Annotated in this window: 14 protein-coding genes; 10 read left to right on the top strand and 4 right to left on the bottom strand. The window is 72.7% G+C overall.

What is annotated here, in order from left to right:
• Positions 1 to 9 precede the first annotated feature (9 nt).
• The 3 genes from DK419_RS23090 to carA all read right to left on the bottom strand — a co-directional run bounded on the left by DK419_RS23090 (position 10) and on the right by carA (position 2,460).
• Positions 10 to 729, bottom strand: a complete 720-nt coding sequence (locus tag DK419_RS23090; RefSeq protein WP_109961162.1) for a class I SAM-dependent methyltransferase — start codon at positions 727 to 729, stop codon at positions 10 to 12.
• A 6-nt stretch (positions 730 to 735) separates the two neighbouring features.
• A complete protein-coding gene (locus DK419_RS23085) occupies positions 736 to 1,107 on the bottom strand; it encodes a hypothetical protein (protein ID WP_109961161.1) in 372 nt (123 codons plus the stop codon).
• 138 nt (positions 1,108 to 1,245) lie between these two features.
• Positions 1,246 to 2,460, bottom strand: coding sequence for a glutamine-hydrolyzing carbamoyl-phosphate synthase small subunit (carA, locus tag DK419_RS23080; protein WP_109961160.1), 1,215 nt, complete (start codon positions 2,458 to 2,460; stop codon positions 1,246 to 1,248).
• Positions 2,461 to 2,636: 176 nt separating this feature from the next.
• Between carA and DK419_RS23075 the strand changes: the two genes are divergently transcribed.
• From DK419_RS23075 to soxZ, 10 genes are all read left to right on the top strand, one after another.
• Entirely contained in the window at positions 2,637 to 3,089 is a 453-nt protein-coding gene (locus tag DK419_RS23075; protein ID WP_109961159.1) for a GatB/YqeY domain-containing protein, read from the top strand.
• 293 nt (positions 3,090 to 3,382) lie between these two features.
• A complete protein-coding gene (locus DK419_RS29860) occupies positions 3,383 to 5,479 on the top strand; it encodes a methyl-accepting chemotaxis protein (RefSeq protein WP_162561368.1) in 2,097 nt (698 codons plus the stop codon).
• A gap of 136 nt (positions 5,480 to 5,615) precedes the next feature.
• Positions 5,616 to 7,496 (top strand): M23 family metallopeptidase, encoded by a 1,881-nt coding sequence (locus DK419_RS23065; protein ID WP_109961157.1) that lies wholly within the window; start codon positions 5,616 to 5,618, stop codon positions 7,494 to 7,496.
• A 985-nt stretch (positions 7,497 to 8,481) separates the two neighbouring features.
• Positions 8,482 to 8,949 (top strand): (2Fe-2S)-binding protein, encoded by a 468-nt coding sequence (locus DK419_RS23060; protein WP_109961156.1) that lies wholly within the window; start codon positions 8,482 to 8,484, stop codon positions 8,947 to 8,949.
• Positions 8,950 to 8,961: 12 nt separating this feature from the next.
• A complete protein-coding gene (locus DK419_RS23055) occupies positions 8,962 to 11,145 on the top strand; it encodes a xanthine dehydrogenase family protein molybdopterin-binding subunit (protein WP_109961155.1) in 2,184 nt (727 codons plus the stop codon).
• Positions 11,142 to 11,411 carry a c-type cytochrome gene (locus tag DK419_RS23050; protein ID WP_109961154.1) on the top strand — a complete coding sequence of 90 codons (270 nt, stop codon included), beginning with the start codon at positions 11,142 to 11,144 and terminating at the stop codon, positions 11,409 to 11,411. The genes DK419_RS23055 and DK419_RS23050 overlap by 4 nt, the downstream gene beginning before the upstream one ends.
• A 20-nt stretch (positions 11,412 to 11,431) precedes the next feature.
• The gene (locus DK419_RS23045; protein ID WP_245442659.1) at positions 11,432 to 12,700 is read left to right on the top strand and encodes an NAD(P)/FAD-dependent oxidoreductase; all 1,269 of its coding nucleotides are present in this window, start codon (positions 11,432 to 11,434) and stop codon (positions 12,698 to 12,700) included.
• Complete coding sequence (locus DK419_RS23040) at positions 12,697 to 13,143, top strand: cytochrome c family protein (RefSeq protein WP_245442657.1); 447 nt, start codon at positions 12,697 to 12,699, stop codon at positions 13,141 to 13,143. The genes DK419_RS23045 and DK419_RS23040 overlap by 4 nt, the downstream gene beginning before the upstream one ends.
• The gene (locus DK419_RS23035; RefSeq protein WP_109961153.1) at positions 13,140 to 13,607 is read left to right on the top strand and encodes a SoxY-related AACIE arm protein; all 468 of its coding nucleotides are present in this window, start codon (positions 13,140 to 13,142) and stop codon (positions 13,605 to 13,607) included. Before DK419_RS23040 ends, DK419_RS23035 begins: the two co-directional genes overlap by 4 nt.
• Before the next feature lie 4 nt (positions 13,608 to 13,611).
• The gene (gene soxZ, locus DK419_RS23030) at positions 13,612 to 13,932 is read left to right on the top strand and encodes a thiosulfate oxidation carrier complex protein SoxZ (RefSeq protein WP_109961152.1); all 321 of its coding nucleotides are present in this window, start codon (positions 13,612 to 13,614) and stop codon (positions 13,930 to 13,932) included.
• A 162-nt stretch (positions 13,933 to 14,094) separates the two neighbouring features.
• Here the strand turns inward: soxZ and DK419_RS23025 are convergent, their stop codons facing one another.
• Positions 14,095 to 15,825 (bottom strand): AMP-binding protein, encoded by a 1,731-nt coding sequence (locus tag DK419_RS23025; protein ID WP_245442655.1) that lies wholly within the window; start codon positions 15,823 to 15,825, stop codon positions 14,095 to 14,097.
• Positions 15,826 to 15,861 lie beyond the last annotated feature (36 nt).

Genomic DNA, 15,861 nt, shown 5'->3' with positions numbered 1-15,861 from the left:
GCAGAATTCTCAGGGCCGCTTTGGAGGCGGGGCCGTCCCGACCCGCGCCACGAATGCCATCCGCCCCTGGTTGTGCCCGAGGTTCCGTGGCATCCGCTCGGCTTCGAAGCCGGCGGCCCGCAGCCGGGCCAGCATCGCGGCCTCGCCGTAGCGGGACAGCCCGAGCCGCCGGCGCAGGCCGCGGTAATCGGAGAGCAGGGTGCGGGCGAGGCCGAGAACGGCCGCCGCGAGGAAGTTCTCGCGCCGGGCGAAGGCGAGGAGCGCCGCGGCATCGGCCACGGCGCCGAGCTCGGGCGGGATCACGTCGGCGAGGATCAGGCAGCCGCCGGGTTTGAGCGCGCGGCGCCAGTCTCGCAGGCAGGCATCGAGTTCAGCCCCGGTGAGGTACTGCGCCAGGGAATTCGCCACGACGAGGTCGAGGCTGCCGGGCGGCAGGGTCGCGACGTCCTCCGGCGCGAGGACGGCGATTCCGGGATGATCGGAGAAGCGGGCAGCCAGGGCCTTGCGCTGGCGCGGCGACGCCTCGCAGAGGAGGAGCCGGCCGCAGGCCTCAGCGATCCGGTCGGCGGAGAGGGCTTCGCCGCAGCCGTGGTCGAGCACCACGGCGTCGCGATGGGGCACCAGGGCCGCCATCTCCTCGGCGAGCCCGGCATAGTGCCGGACCTTGTGGCGCGCGTTGACGTAGATCGGGGTGTCGCGATCCCAGAACTCGCGCCAGGATGCGACCATCGATCGTCAGCCGCCGATCAGCAGGACCGACACGGCCCGGTCGATCGAGAGGTAGAACACCGCGAAGGCGACGAGGGCGGCCAGCGCGAACTCGGCGGCGTCGTTCGGCAGGGCGCGCAGCTCGCGCAGGGTCTCGCGGCCGTAGAAGGCGCCGAGCCAGGCGAGCGTCAGCACCACCGGCATCGCGAACAGGAACGACCAGGTGCTCTCGACGCGGCTCGCCATCGGGTCCATCAGCGCGCGGATGTTGCGCACCCACGGCGCCTGGATCGCCGCCGCCAGGGTCGTGACCCAGGCCAGGCCCACGGCGATGCCGAGATGGGTGGTGAAGGTGCGGTGCAGGCGCGAGAAGCTGTCGGTCGCGGCGTGGTCGGTCACTGGCTAAGCCCCGAATCGCGGCCCCGCGACGATCGTTTCGGTCGTCGTCGCTCCAGGGCGGTGTACGGCCGGGAGAATCGGCCGCGAGTTCGGGTTTTTTGTGGCTGCGGCCGGATCCGGCCGCAACCTTTTTCGGAGTTACGCGTTGCTGCCTTTCGTCTCGCGCATGAGCGTGACGAAGCGGTCGAACAGGTAGTGGCTGTCCTGCGGGCCCGGCGAGGCCTCCGGGTGGTGCTGCACCGAGAAGGCCGGGCGGTCGGTGAGCGACAGGCCGCAATTCGAGCCGTCGAACAGCGAGACGTGGGTCTCGACGGCGTTGGCCGGCAGGCTGTCCGGGTCGACCGCGAAGCCGTGGTTCATCGAGACGATCTCGACCTTGCCGGTGGTGCGGTCCTTCACCGGGTGGTTGGCCCCGTGATGGCCCTGGCTCATCTTCACCGTGCGGCCACCGAGGGCGAGGCCCATCAGCTGGTGGCCGAGGCAGATGCCGAAGGTCGGGACCTTCCGGTCGAGGAGCGCGCGGATCACCGGCACCGCGTACGCGCCGGTCGCCGCGGGATCGCCCGGGCCGTTCGACAGGAAGACGCCGTCGGGCTTGAGCGCCAGGACCTCCTCGGCGCTGGCGGTGGCCGGCACGACGGTGACGTCGCAGCCGGCCTTGGCCAGCAGGCGCAGGATGTTGCGCTTCACGCCGTAATCGATCGCCACGACCTTGAGGCCCTCGCCCGGGGCCCGGCTGCCGTAGCCGGCGGGGTGCTGCCAGGCGGTCTCGCCCCAGGCCTGGGATTCCCGGCTCGTCACCGGCGGCACCAGGTCGAGGCCCTCCATCGGCGGCAGCGCGGCGGCCTTGGCGGTCAGGGCCTCGCGGTCGAACCGGCCCGCCGGGTCGTTGGCCAGGATCGCGTTCGGCATGCCGCGGTCGCGGATGAGGGCGGTGAGCGCGCGGGTGTCGACGCCCGTGATGCCGACGATGCCGCGGGCCTTCAGCCAGCCGTCGAGGTGGCGCGACGAGCGCCAGTTCGACGGGTTGGTGACGGCCGAGGCGATCACCGCACCGCGCACGCCGGAGGCCGGCGCCGCGTCGAGGCTCTCGAGGTCCTCGTCGTTGGTGCCGACGTTGCCGATATGGGGAAAGGTGAAGGTGACGATCTGCCCGGCATAGGACGGATCGGTCAGGATCTCCTGGTAGCCGGTCATCGCGGTGTTGAAGCAGACCTCGCCGGCGGCCTCGCCGGTGGCACCGATGCCGAAACCCTCCAGGATCGTGCCGTCGGCGAGCACCAGGAGGGCGGTCGCGACGGGCTCGGCCCAGCCTTCGGGTTGCGCGGGAGCGGCCGCGTCGTCTTGCAGCATGATATTGAACTCGCTTATGTCGCGGCCGGGCACGGCCGACGGGCGCGGCCGGCTGTTTACGAGGCCGGCGGCGGCCCGGTCAATCTGGGGATGCCCCGGTATCCCCTCAAGTGCCTCGCCTTTCAAGTGCCTTATCCGGCACGACTTGCCCCACGCGACGACATCAGGAGACCGGCATGCTGCGCCAGCGCCTCACCGCCGAGATGAAGGAGGCCATGAAGGCCGGCGACAAGGCGAAGCTCGCCACCGTCCGGCTGATCCAGGCCGCCCTGAAGGACAAGGACATCGAGGCCCGCGGCTTGGCCAAGGAGCCCCTCGTCGACGAGGAGATCTTCGCCCTGCTCCAGAAGATGATCAAGCAGCGCAACGAATCCGCGACGGTCTACGACCAGGGCGGCCGCCCCGAGCTCGCCGAGGGCGAGCGGGCCGAGGCCGCGATCATCGCCACGTTCCTGCCCCGGCAGATGGACGAGGACGAGACCCGCGCGGCGATCCAGGCCGCCATCGCGGAGACCGGCGCCGCCTCTCCCAAGGACATGGGCAAGGTCATCGCGGCGCTCAAGGGGGCGTATGCCGGCCGGATGGATTTCGGCAAGGCGAGCGCGCTCGTGAAGTCGATGCTGGCCTGAGGTCGTCCGGCGACCGGGAATCTCGTCAAGGAGCGATGCGGGCCGCCTCCCCGGGCGCGCCCGCATCCCCGTCCCGAGGGCGCTCGGCGCTCTTCCCCGCTGCCGTCTCGCAGCATTGCTGCACATTTCCTGCGCAAACCCTGCCGTTCTCTTGGATCCCCTTACACCCGCCTGTCGAATACATGACAGATCAGGCATTCGGCGCCAACGTTAGACCTTCATTAAGCAAATTGTCGCCACATCGCCCGAGTTTTTCAACGGAACCCTCGCCGGGTTCCGGCAGATCGGGGGTCGTGGTGAAATCGCTGCTGTCCATCCGGGCCCTGGTGCTCGGGATCACGCTCGCGCTCGGGGCGATCGTCGGGGCGATGACGCTCAACGGGGTCGTCACCGCGTGGACCAGCCACCGCCACGCGCAGACCGTCGCCGCCGCGGCGAAGCTCGACCAGCGCATCCTCGAGGCCATGCAGGCCTTCCGCTCCGAGCGCGGCGACACCGCCGCGACGTTGAGCCTGTCGGGCGATCAGGTCGCGGCGATGCGCAAGGTCATCGAAGGCCATCGCGGGCGGGTCGACGCCGCGCTCCAGGCGCTTCTGACCGCCCCCGCCGATCTCGACGTGCCCGGCCTGCGCGAGGCGCTGACGGCGCTCGATGCCGGCTACCGCGACCAGCGCGCCCTGCGGGCCAGGGCCGACGACGCCTACGGGCTCGACGCGGGCGCCCGCGACAAGGCCCTGGCGCCGCTCGTGCTGCAGACCGGCGACGGCGTGCTGGCCCGCCTCGAGCGGGTCGCGACGGTGCTCGAGCGGCGGATGGCCCGGCTCGACCCCGAGACCCGCCTCCTGACCGGCGTCAAGAACAACGCCTGGGCGACCCGGGCGACCGCCGGCTCGCTCGCCGTGATGGTCAACACCGTCCTGTCGAGCCGGAACCCGCTGACGCCGGAGCAGGCCGAGGCGGTGCTGGCCCTGCGCGGCCGCTACGAGGCGACGTGGAAGCTCGTCGAAGCGGCGACCGCCGACCTGCCGCCCGCCATCGCGACGGCGGTGGCGATCGCGCGGGCGACCTACTTCGCGCCGGAGGTGACGACGGCGCTCCAGCGCAACCTGCGCGCCTTCACGCCCGGCGCCGAGGCCGCGATGACCTTGCCCGAGTGGCAGAAATTCGTGACCCCGCGGCTCAACACGATCGTCGCGGTGGCGAACGAGGCCCTGAGCGCCGGCGTGACGGCGGCGGACGCCGCCGCCGAGGCGGCGCAGGGGCGCCTCCTCGTCAACGCCGCCCTGTGCGCGGCGGCGCTCGTGCTCGTGGGCCTGGCCTGCGCCGTGGTCCATCTCCGCATCGCGCTCCCGATCCGGCGCATGACCGGGGCGATGCAGGCCCTCGCGCGCGGCGACGCGACCGTCGCGGTGCCGGCGATGGGGCGCGCCGACGAGATCGGCGCGATGGCGGCCACCGTGCAGGTGTTCAAGGACAACCTGATCCGCAGCCGTGCGCTGGAGGAGGAGACCGCGCTCGCCCGCGCCTCGGCCGAGGAGCAGCGCAAGGCCGGCATGCACCAGATGGCCGATGCCTTCGAGCACGCCGTCGGCGGCGTGATCGGGCAGGTCGCCGCCTCGGCGACCGAGCTCCAGGCCACCGCCGCGGTGATGTCGGAGGGAGCGAGCCAGACCGCGGGCCGTTCCACCACCGTCGCCACCGCGGCCGGCCGGACCGCCGAGAATGTCGGCACCGTCGCGGCCGCGGCGGAGGAGCTCGGCGCCTCGGTGACCGAGATCGGCCGCCAGGTCTCGGGCTCGGCCGCGCTCGCCCGCAACGCCGTCGGCGAGGCGGCCGGCACCGCCGGGCACATGCGCGAGCTGAGCGAGGCGGTCGCGCGCATCGGCGACGTGGTCGGGCTGATCTCGTCGATCGCCGCGCAGACGAACCTGCTGGCGTTGAACGCCACGATCGAGGCGGCCCGCGCCGGCGCGGCGGGTCGCGGCTTCGCGGTGGTGGCCGCCGAGGTCAAGGAACTCGCCGGCCAGACCGCGAAGGCGACCGAGGAGATCACGGGCCAGATCGGCCGGATCCAGGGCAAGACCGGGGACGCGGTCGCGGCGATCGAGGCGATCACGGGCCGGATCTCGGAGATCGACCGGGTGTCGGTGGGAATCGCCGCGGCGGTGGAGCAGCAGGGCGCGGCGACCCGGGAGATCGTCCGCAACGTCGCCGACGCGGCCTCCGGCACGAGCGCGGTGACCCGCACCATCGAGGCGGTCGCGGGCGCGGCCGAGGAGACGGGCGCTGCGGCGACGCAGGTGCTGGCGGCGTCCTCCGAGCTGTCGCGGCAATCCGAGACGCTCTCGGCCGAGGTCGCGCGCTTCCTCGCCACGGTGCGGGCGGCCTGACGTCGGGGCGGGCCCGTCGGTCCGTCTCAAAACCGTCAAGGTCCTGGCGCCAAGCGGGGTTCATCCGCCCCCGGGGATTCGCCATCCGGCGATCGCCCCGGGGGCCCCTCCCGTTCTCACGCCAGAATTGCCGAGAGTGTTCGTCGACGCGCCCTCCCTCCCCGGTTCCGCCGCGACGGCGGCGCCCCGGCAGGCCCTCAACCTGCGCTGGCTCGCCGGCAGCCTGCTCACCGGCGTCACCGGCGCCGGCCTGATCGGCGTCGCGCTCTACCTCGCCGCCGCCGACGGCATCGTCGCGGCGCCCCCGGAGCGGGCGGTGACGCCCCACGGCGAGGGCGGGAGCGGCGACGTCGCCCGCAAGGGCGACCGGCTAGTGCGCGACGAGATGATCGTCGCGGCGAAGACCGCCTTCAAGGCACCGATGACCGAGCGCGCCGGCGACCGCGAGGTGATCCGCGTCCATTCCTACGTGCAGATCGCCACCGAGCTGCCCTTGCGCGCGCCCGACGTGCCGGTGCCGCCCTTCGATCCCCTGCGCAGCGCCCGGATCGAGGCGCCGCCGCCCCAGGAGGGCGATTCGGACCCGGCCGAGACCGCCGTCACCCTGGTGCGCAGCCCGCTCGCCGAGGCGCCGATCGAGGACGGCGCCCCCGCCCTCGCGGATGCCGAGGTCGACGCCCTGGTGGCCGAGACGCTGACGCTCGCGGGCGGGACGCTGCCGCCGGCCTTCCCGGCCGAGCGCCTGCTTTCCCGCGCCCTGCGGCCGGCCGCCCTGCCCGACGAATCCGCCGCGGAGGCGCGCTTCCGCAACATCGAGGTGCGGATCCTCCCCGAGAACCTGACCGAGATCGCCGAGACCGGCACCGGCGGCCCGGCCGCGGGCCAGCCCGGCCCGCCGCTGTTCGAGGAGCGCGACCTCGTGCTGGCCAAGGACCAGGGCCTCGAGGATCTCCTGAAGCGCAACGGCGCCGAGCCGGCGCGGCTCTCCGCCATGCTCGCCGCCTTGAGCGCCCGGGCGAAGGGCGACCTGCCCGAGGGCCAGCACGTGCGCCTGCTCATCGCCCCGCAGGGCGACGGGCACGCGCCGGAGGCCCGCGGCATCGCCCGCGTCACGCTCTACGGCGAGGACGGCATCCAGGAGATCGTGGCGGCCAACGACCGCGGCGCCTTCGTCTCGGTGGCGCCGCCCCGGCCGGGCACCGCGCCGGACGACGACGAGGAAACCGGCGTCACCCTCTACGAGAGCCTCTACGGCACCGCGCTCAAGAACGGCGTGCCGCGCCCGATCATCGAGGAGATGGTCATGGCGCTCGCCACCTCCACCGACCTGCAGCAGCGCACCGGGGCGGGCGACCGGGCCGAATTGTTCTTCACCGAGGACGAGGATGCCCGGCCGGAGCTCCTCTACGTGGCCTTGCGCATCCACGACGAGACCCTCGGCCTCTACCGCTACCGGGTGCCGGGCTCGGGCGAGATCGACTACCTCGACCCGAACGGCCGCTCGAGCCAGAAATTCCTGATGCGGCGCCCGGTGGCGGAGGGGCGGATCTCCTCGCCCTTCGGCGCCCGCCTGCACCCGATCCTCGGCTATTACCGGCCGCATAACGGCGTCGACTGGGCGGCGACCCGCGGCACCCCGATCATGGCGACCGGCGACGGCACCATCGTGTCGGCGGGCGCCCGCTCCGGCTACGGCAACCGGGTCGAGATCCAGCACGCCAACGGCTACACCACCGCCTACAACCACATGGCCCGGATCGCCCGCGGCGTCGCGCCGGGCGCCCGGGTGCGCCTCGGCCAGGTGATCGGCGCGGTCGGCACCACCGGCCTCTCGACGGGCCCGCACGTGCACTACGAGGTCGCGATCAACGGCCGCTTCGTCGACCCGATGAAGATCCGCCTGCCGAGCGCCCGCGAGCTGACGGGCCAAGCCCTCGCCGCCTTCCGCCAGGCCGAGGAGCAGATCGACGCGCTGCGCCAGAAGCACGGGGGCAAGACGGTGGCGGAGCGGACATGAGGGTACGGCCCCCCCATTGAGTCGATCGGTTCGCACGTTGTGCGGCGCTCACCACTTCGCTCTGCGAACGTCGGTCGTCGGATGATGCGTCTGGCGCAGAGTTCCCCCTCTCCCCGCGGGCGGCAGGGCTGTCCGGGGAAAAGAATGGCACGGATTCCCTCCTCTCCCCGCGGGCGGGGAGAGGCTTTCGCCCCCCTTGCCGGGGGTGAAAGGAGCGCAGGCGGAGCCGGAGCGAGGGTGAGGGGGTCTCGACGAGTGAGACTCTTCCGGAAACACCCCCTCACCCTCGCCCTGCGGGCTCCTTGAGCACCCGACAAGGGGTACTCAAGCCTCTCCCCGCCCGCGGGGAGAGGGGAGACTCGCGTCTTTTCATTTCCCCGGACAGTCCTGCGCGGGCGGGGAGAGGCCCGATGACCCCTCGTCGGGTCGTCGGGGAGCCCGCAAGGCGAGGGTGAGGGGGTGTCGCCCGAAGGAGCCTCATCCGGCAACACCCCCTCACCCTCGCTTCGGCTGCGCCTCCGCTTGCCCTGGTCCCTGTACGGGACCACGGCCCTCTCCCCGCCCGCGGGGAGAGGGGAACCCGCGCCTGCTCCGACGACCGTCAGCCGAGCTCCGCGAGCGGCACCGTGACGGCCGCGAGTTCCCCCACCGCCGCTCGAAGCGCCGCATTCCGGGAGACGTCCGTCACGTCGCGGTAGGCGCCGTCCTATGCTGCCTCGGCCCCGCGCTCCTGAGCGTCGATCACCCCGTATTCCCGCACCCCGTACGGCGCGTGGAGCGACGACGGGCCGATCAGGCCGAGCCCGTCGGGCAACCTGCGCGACGGCACGCCATCCCCAGTCGCCCCGCTCCGCTCGCGCATCCGTCAATTGACAGACGCAGCTCGTCGCCCTGAAGTTGTTATCACTACAAGGTGCGAACCCATCGCCCGAGGGCGGCGCCCCACGCGGCCGCCCAATCCCCAAGACCGACAACGGAAACGCCCATGATACGCCTGAACGTGAACGGGTCCGTGCGCGAGGTCGAGGCGGAGCCCGACACGCCGCTGCTCTGGGTGATCCGCGAGCAGGTCGGCCTCACCGGCACCAAGTACGGCTGCGGCATCGCCCAGTGCGGCGCCTGCACGGTCCATATCGACGGGCAGGCGGTGCGGTCCTGCTCGCTGCCGGTCTCGGGCGTCGAGCCGGGCCAGAAGATCGTCACCATCGAGGGCCTGAGCCCCGACCGCTCGCACCCGGTGCAGAAGGCCTGGGCGGCGCTCGACGTGCCGCAATGCGGCTTCTGCCAGTCCGGCATGATCATGGCCGCCGCCGCCCTGCTGGCGCAGAACCCGAAGCCGAACGAGGCGGAGATCCGCCAGGAGATCACCAACATCTGCCGCTGCGGCACCTACAACCGGGTGCTCGCCGGCATCACCCTCGCCGCCGAGGGCGGCGAGACCGGCCGCGGCTGACGGGAGGCCACCATGACCACGACCGTCTCCCCCGCCCTCTCCCGCCGCTTCTTCCTCGCCGGCTCCGCCGCCGCGGCCGGCGGCCTCGCCCTCGGCTTCGACCTGCCGGGGGCCGCCGCGGCCCCCGCCGGGGCCCCGCCCGAGATCAACGCCTGGGTGGTGGTGCGCCCGGACGAGACCGTGGTGATCCGCATCGCCCGCTCGGAGATGGGCCAGGGCACGCTCACCGGCCTCGCCCAGCTCGTGGCGGAAGAGCTCGGCTGCGACTGGGCCCGGGTCACGACCGAGTACCCGACGCCGGGCCAGAACCTCGCCCGCGGCCGGGTCTGGGGCGACTTCTCCACCGGCGGCAGCCGCGGCATCCGCGAATCCTACGTCGCGGTGCGCCAGGGCGGTGCCGCCGCCCGCACCATGCTGGTCGCGGCGGCGGCGCAGGAATGGGGCGTGCCGCCCGGCGAGTGCCGGGTCGAGAAGGGCGTCATCGGCCATCCGGCCTCGGGCCGCTCCACGACCTTCGGCAAGGTCGCGGCCGCGGCCGGCCGGATGGAGCCGCCGAAGGACGTAGCCCTCAAGGATCCGAAGGACTGGATCATCGCCGGACACCCGGTGAAGCGCCTCGACACGCTGGAGAAGACCGACGGCTCGCAGGTCTACGGCATCGACCTCCGGCTTCCGGGCCTGCTCAACGCCGCGATCCGCGACTGCCCGGTGGTCGGCGGCACGGTGAGGAGCGTCGATGCGGCGGCGGTCGAGACGATGCCCGGCGTGCGCAAGGTGGTGCGGGTCGGCGACAGCGCGGTGGCGGTCGTCGCCGACACGTTCTGGCGCGCCAAGAAGGCCGTCGAGGCGCTGACCATCGTCTGGGACGAGGGTCCGAACGCCGGGGTGTCGAGCGAGACGATCGCCGCGACCCTGCGCGAGGGGCTCGACGCGCCGGAGGCCTTCGTCGGCAACAAGGGCGGGGACGCGGCGGCCGCCCTGAAGGGCGCCGCCAGGGTGGTCGAGGCGACCTACGCCTACCCGTTCCAGAACCACGCCACGATGGAGCCGATGAACGCCACGGCGCGCTGGACGCCGGACAGGTGCGAGGTCTGGACCCCGACCCAGAACGGCGAGGCGGCGCTCGCCGCGGCGGCGGAGGCCTCCGGCCTCTCGGCGCGGCAATGCGACGTCCACAAGATCCATCTCGGCGGCGGCTTCGGCCGGCGCGGCGCCACCCACGACTGGGTGCGCCAGGCGGTGCTGATCGCGCGTGAACTCCCCGGCACCCCGGTCAAGCTGATCTGGACCCGCGAGGAGGACATGACCCACGGCCGCTACCACCCGGTCACCCAGTGCCGGATGCGGGCGGCCCTCGACGAGGCCGGCAACCTCACCGGCCTGCACATGCGGATCTCCGGCCAGTCGATCCTGGCCGGCATCATCCCGGGACGGCTCGGGCCCGACGGCAAGGACCCGGTGGTGTTCCAGGGCCTCAACCCCGGCGGGGCGGAAGCCGCGATCGGCTACACGATCCCGAACCTGCTCATCGACCACGCGATGCGCAACCCGCCGATCATCCCGGGCTTCTGGCGCGGGGTGAACACCAACCCGAACGCGATCTACCTCGAATGCTTCCTCGACGAGGTGGCGCACGCGGCCGGACAGGACCCGCTCGCCTTCCGGCGCAAGCTGATGGGGAAGCACCCCAAGCACCTCGCCGTCCTGAACGCGGTGGCCGAGCGGATCGGCTGGGACACGAAGCCGGCGGCCGGCCTGCACCGGGGCCTCGCCCAGATCATGGGCTTCGGCAGCTACGTGGCGGCGGCGGCGGAGGTCTCGGTGGCTGACGACGGGAAGGTGAAGGTCCACCGCATCGTCGCCGCCACCGATCCCGGCGTGGCGATCAACCCGCAGCAGATCGACGCGCAGGTCGCCGGCTCGTTCGTCTACGGGCTGTCGGCGGCGCTCTACGGCGAGTGCACGGTGAAGGACGGCCGCATCGAGCAGACCAACTTCGACACCTACCCGGTCCTGCGCCTCGACGAGATGCCGGCGGTGGAGGCGATCCTGATGCCGTCGGGCGGCTTCATCGGCGGCGTCGGCGAGCCGACGATCGCGGTGGCGGCGCCGGCCGTCCTCAACGCGGTCTTCGCCGCCACCGGCAAGCGCGTGCGGCAGATCCCGGCGAGCCGCACGGACCTGAAGCGCGCGTGAGGAGCGTTCCCCTCCTCCTGCTCCTGGTGCTCGCGGGCCCGGCGGCGGCCTCGCCGCCGGGCGCCTCGTCCTGCTCGGGCTGCCACGGGCCCCCGGGCGGGGCGGTGCCGAGCCTGTCGGGCCACTCGGCCGAGGACATCGCGGCCTCGCTGGCGGCGTTCCGGACGGGTGCGAAGCCCGCCACGGTGATGAACCGCATCGCCAAGGGTTTTTCGGAGGGCGAGAGCCGGGCGATCGCCGAGTGGATCGCGGGGGGCGGCAAGTGACGCGCCAAGTGATCCGGCAAGTGACGCGGCAAGCGACCGTGATCGGCCGCCGGGCGGTGCTGGCGGGGCTCGCCGCCGCCGCCCTCCCCCGTCCCTCCCTGGCGCAAGGAGCCCCCGGGCGCGTCGTCGTGGTCGGCGGCGGCTTCGGCGGCGCCACCGCGGCGCGGATCCTGCAGCGGGCGGGCCTCACCGTCACCCTGGTCGAGCCGGCGGAGACCTACTGGGCCTGCCCGTTCAGCAACGAGGTGATCGCGGGCCTGCGGCCGATGTCGGCGCAAGCGTTCGGCTACGAGGACTTGCGGGCGAGCGGGGTCACGATCGCGCGAACCAGCGCCGAGGCGGTCGACGGGGCCGCCCGGCAGGTGCGCCTCGCCGACGGGCGGACCCTCGACTACGACCGGCTGATCCTCTCGCCCGGCATCGCGCTCCGCTTCGATGCCCTGCCGGGCTACGACGAGGCGGCCTCGCAGGCGATGCCCCATGCCTGGAAGGCGGGCGCGCAGACCGAGCGGCTCGCCCGGCAGCTCGCCGCCATGCCCGAGGGCGGCACGGTGGTGCTGTCGGTGCCGGGCAATCCCTACCGCTGTCCGCCCGGCCCCTACGAGCGGGCGAGCCTGATCGCCTACTACCTCAAGACCCGCAAACCCCGCGCCAAGCTGATCGTGCTCGACGCCAAGGACACCTTCTCCAAGCAGAAGCTGTTCGAGCAGGCGTGGACCCATCTCTATCCCGACGTGCTCGAATACGTGCCTCTCGCCGCCGGGGGCCAGGTCGCCTCGGTCGATTCCCGCGCGATGAGCGTCGCGACGGACTTCGCGACCCACAAGGCCGACGTCGCCTGCATCATCCCGCCCCAGCGCGCCGCCCCGATCGCGACGGCCGCCGGCGTCGCCGACCGCTCCGGCTGGTGCCCGATCGACCCGGTCAGCTTCGAATCGCGCCTCGTGCCGCGCATCCACGTCATCGGCGACGCCGCCATCGCGGGCGCGATGCCGAAATCCGCCTTCGCGGCCAATGCGCAGGGCAAGGTCTGCGCCGAGGCGGTGATCGACCTCCTGGCGGAGCGGAAGCCCGCGGCCCCGAAGCTCGTCAACACCTGCTACAGCCTCGTCGCGCCGGGCTACGGCATCTCGGTCGCCGGCGTGTACCACCCGGCGAACGGCGTGCTCGCCGACGTCGAGGGTGCCGGCGGCACCAGCCCGCTCGATGCCGGCGGCGAGGTACGCCGGCAGGAGGCGGCCTACGCCGAGGATTGGTACCGCACGATCACCGCCGCGGTGTTCGGGTGAGGCGCGGGCTCGCCGTGCTCCTCGCCCTGACGCAGTCCGCGCACGCCCAGACGCCTCCGAGCCCGGTGACCATCGTCGGCGACGCGATCCCGGACCCGCTCGACGGCCGGACCGGAGACGCGGAACGCGGCCGGGCCATCGCCACCGACACCCGCAAGGGCCTGTGCCCGCTCTGCCATACCGGCCTCGGCGGCACCGCGCCGTCGGGCGACCTCGGGCCGGACCTCGCCGATGTCGGGGCGCGGCTGTCCGCGGGGCGGTTGCGCCTGCGCCTCGTCGACGGGCGCGTCTTGAACCCGGCGTCCCTGATGCCCTCCTACTACCGGACCGACGGCACGCGGGTCGCAAGCGCCTGGCGCGGCCGGCCGGTGCTAGAAGCGGGCGAGATCGAGGACGTGATCGCCTATCTCGTCACCCTGAAGGGAGGGGCCGCGACGCCATGACGGCCGAGATCCACCGCCGCACCATCCTCGCCGGAGCCGCCGGCCTCGTGACCCTGGCGCTGGTCCGCCCGGGGGCGGCCGCGATCATCCGCCCGACCCGCGAGGCGACCGTGGAGGCGATCCGTCGCTTTACCGGCGGTGCGACGGTCCGGGCCGGCCGGATCCACCTCGACATGCCGCCCTTGGTCGAGAACGGCAACACCGTGCCGCTCGCCATCGCCGTCGAGAGCCCGATGAGCGAGGACGACCACGTGCGCCGGATCGCGGTGTTCAACGACAAGAACCCGCAGCCCCACGTGGTCACGCTGCATCTCGGCCCCCGGTCCGGCCGCGCCGCAATCAACACCCGGATCCGGCTGGCCGATTCCCAGACCATCACGGCCATCGCGGCACTCAGCGACGGCACCTTCTGGTCCGCGACCGCCGACGCGATCGTGACCCTCGCCGCCTGCGTGGAGGGCTGACGCCGTGGCCCGCGCCCTCATCAACCTGCCGAAGACCGCGAAACCCGGTGCGGTGATCGAGGTCAAGACCCTGATCTCGCACCCGATGGAGACCGGCTACCGCCCCGGCCCGGACGGCCGCCTGATTCCGCGCAACATCATCACCGAGTTCGTCTGCACCTACGACGGCGAGGAGGTGTTCCGCGCCGAACTGTCGCCCGCGAGCGCGGCGAACCCCTACTTGACCTTCACCACCGTCGCGACGAGGACCGGGACGCTGCGCTTCACCTGGACGGGCGACAACGGGTTCTCGCAGACGGAGGAGATGGGGATCACCGTGGGGTGAACCGGACTCGAGCCCTCCCCTCGGCGACGGAGCCGTGCCGGGAGCAGGAGGGCGCGGGTCTCTCCTCTCCCCGCGGGCGGGGAGAGGGGGGGAAACCCGCACCTCTCCTTTTTTCGAACAGCGCCGCACGAAGGGGGGGCGAGGCTTCGGAGCGGCGGCGCGCTACCCCACCGCCTCCCCCTCCCGCAGCGCCCGCCGCAGCACCTTGCCGACATTGGTCTTCGGCAGGCTGTCGCGGAAGACGAAGCGGCGGGGCACCTTGTAGGCGGTCAGGCCCTCCCGGGCGTAGGCGCGCAGGGCCTCGGCGGTGAGGTCGGGATCGCGGCGCACCACGTGGGCGACCACGCTCTCGCCGGTCTCCGCCGCGGGCTCGCCCACCACCGCCACCTCGAGCACGCCCGGATGGGCGGCGAGCACGTCCTCGACCTCGTTCGGGTAGACGTTGAAGCCGGAGACCAGGATCATGTCCTTCATCCGGTCGACGATGCGGACCTGCCCGTCGGGCTCGATCACCGCGACGTCGCCGGTGCGGAAGAAGCCGTCCGGGGTCATCGCCCGGGCGGTCTCGTCGGGCCTTCCCCAGTAGCCGGCCATCACCTGCGGCCCGCGCACGCAGAGCTCGCCGGGCTGGCCCGCCGGCAGGGTGGTGCCGGCGGCGTCGCGGATGCAGACCTCGGTCGAGGAGACCGGGTAGCCGATGGTACCGGACCAGTCGTGCAGGGTCGGCGGGTTGATCGAGACCACGGGCGAGGTCTCGGACAAACCGTAGCCCTCGATCACCGGCTTGCCGGCGACGGATTTCCAGCGCTTGGCCACCGGCCCCTGCATCGCCATGCCGCCCGCGATGGCGTGTTCGAGCCGCGACCAGTCGACCTTGCCGATGTCGGGGTGGTTCAGCAGCGCGTTGAACAGCGTGTTGACGCCCGACAGGTTGGTGAACCGGCTCTTGCGCAGCAGCGCGACGAAACCGGGGATGTCGCGCGGGTTCGGCACCAGCAGACAGCAGGCGCCGAGCCGCAGCATGAAGAAGAAGCAGCAGGTCAGCGCGAAGATGTGGTAGAGCGGCAGCGCCGTCACCATCACCCGGCCCGGGCCCTCGTCGTCGCGCATGCCGAACCACACCCGGCTCTGCTCGACATTGGCGGCGACGTTGCGGTGCGTGAGCATCGCCCCCTTCGACACGCCGGTGGTGCCGCCAGTATATTGCAGGAAGGCGAGATCGTCGGGAGACACCGCGACCGGCCGGAAGGTCGCCTTGCGCCCGGCCGCCAGCGCCGCCTTGAAGCCCGTGCGCCGCGCCTCCGGCAGATCGAAGGCCGGCACCGCCTTCTTGAGGTGGCGCGCCGCCAGGGTGACGAGCGAGCCCTTCAGCCCGAGCCCGTCGCCAGCGCCCGCCACCACGACGCGCTCGAGGCCCGGCAGCTCGGGCAGCGCCTCGGCGACCGTGCGGCCGAAATTCTCCAGCACCACCAGCACCCGGGCGCCGGCATCGCGCAGCTGGTGGGTGAGTTCGCGCGGGGTGTAGAGCGGGTTGACGTTGACGACCGTGGCGCCGGCGAGCAGCACGCCGACGAGGGCGATCGGGAAGGCCGGCACGTTCGGCATCATCAGGGCGACCCGGTCGCCCTTGCCGATGCCCTCGCCCTGGAGCCAGGCCGCCATCGCCTCGCCTTCGCGCCGCAGGTCCGCGAAGGTCAGGGAGGCCCCGAAGCAGGTGATCGCCGGGCGGTCGGCGAATTGCCGCGTGGCGGTCTCGATCAGGTCGACCAGGGTGCCGAGGCGGTCCGTCTCGATCTCGGCCGGGACGGAGGCCGGATAGGCGGCGAGCCAGGGCCGCGGCGGGGTGTTCGGATCCATCGCGCTCGACCCTTTGCCCAGGAACTCCTGGCCCATGAACTCCGTCCTCCCCGGTGCCGGACGCCTCTTGTG

This window comes from Methylobacterium terrae (assembly GCF_003173755.1).
Classification (GTDB): Bacteria; Pseudomonadota; Alphaproteobacteria; order Rhizobiales; family Beijerinckiaceae; genus Methylobacterium; species Methylobacterium terrae.
This window is presented reverse-complemented; position numbering and strand designations above follow the sequence as displayed.

Bases quoted from the DNA above. Each gene is read 5' to 3' on its own strand.
- carA (WP_109961160.1), bottom strand. From the start codon at position 2,460: ATGCTGCAAGACGACGCGGCCGCTCCCGCGCAACCCGAAGGCTGGGCC.
- DK419_RS23035 (WP_109961153.1), top strand. From the start codon at position 13,140: ATGACGGCCGAGATCCACCGCCGCACCATCCTCGCCGGAGCCGCCGGC.
- DK419_RS23075 (WP_109961159.1), top strand. From the start codon at position 2,637: ATGCTGCGCCAGCGCCTCACCGCCGAGATGAAGGAGGCCATGAAGGCC.
- DK419_RS23025 (WP_245442655.1), bottom strand. From the start codon at position 15,825: ATGGGCCAGGAGTTCCTGGGCAAAGGGTCGAGCGCGATGGATCCGAAC.
- DK419_RS23090 (WP_109961162.1), bottom strand. From the start codon at position 729: ATGGTCGCATCCTGGCGCGAGTTCTGGGATCGCGACACCCCGATCTAC.
- DK419_RS23055 (WP_109961155.1), top strand. From the start codon at position 8,962: ATGACCACGACCGTCTCCCCCGCCCTCTCCCGCCGCTTCTTCCTCGCC.
- DK419_RS23060 (WP_109961156.1), top strand. From the start codon at position 8,482: ATGATACGCCTGAACGTGAACGGGTCCGTGCGCGAGGTCGAGGCGGAG.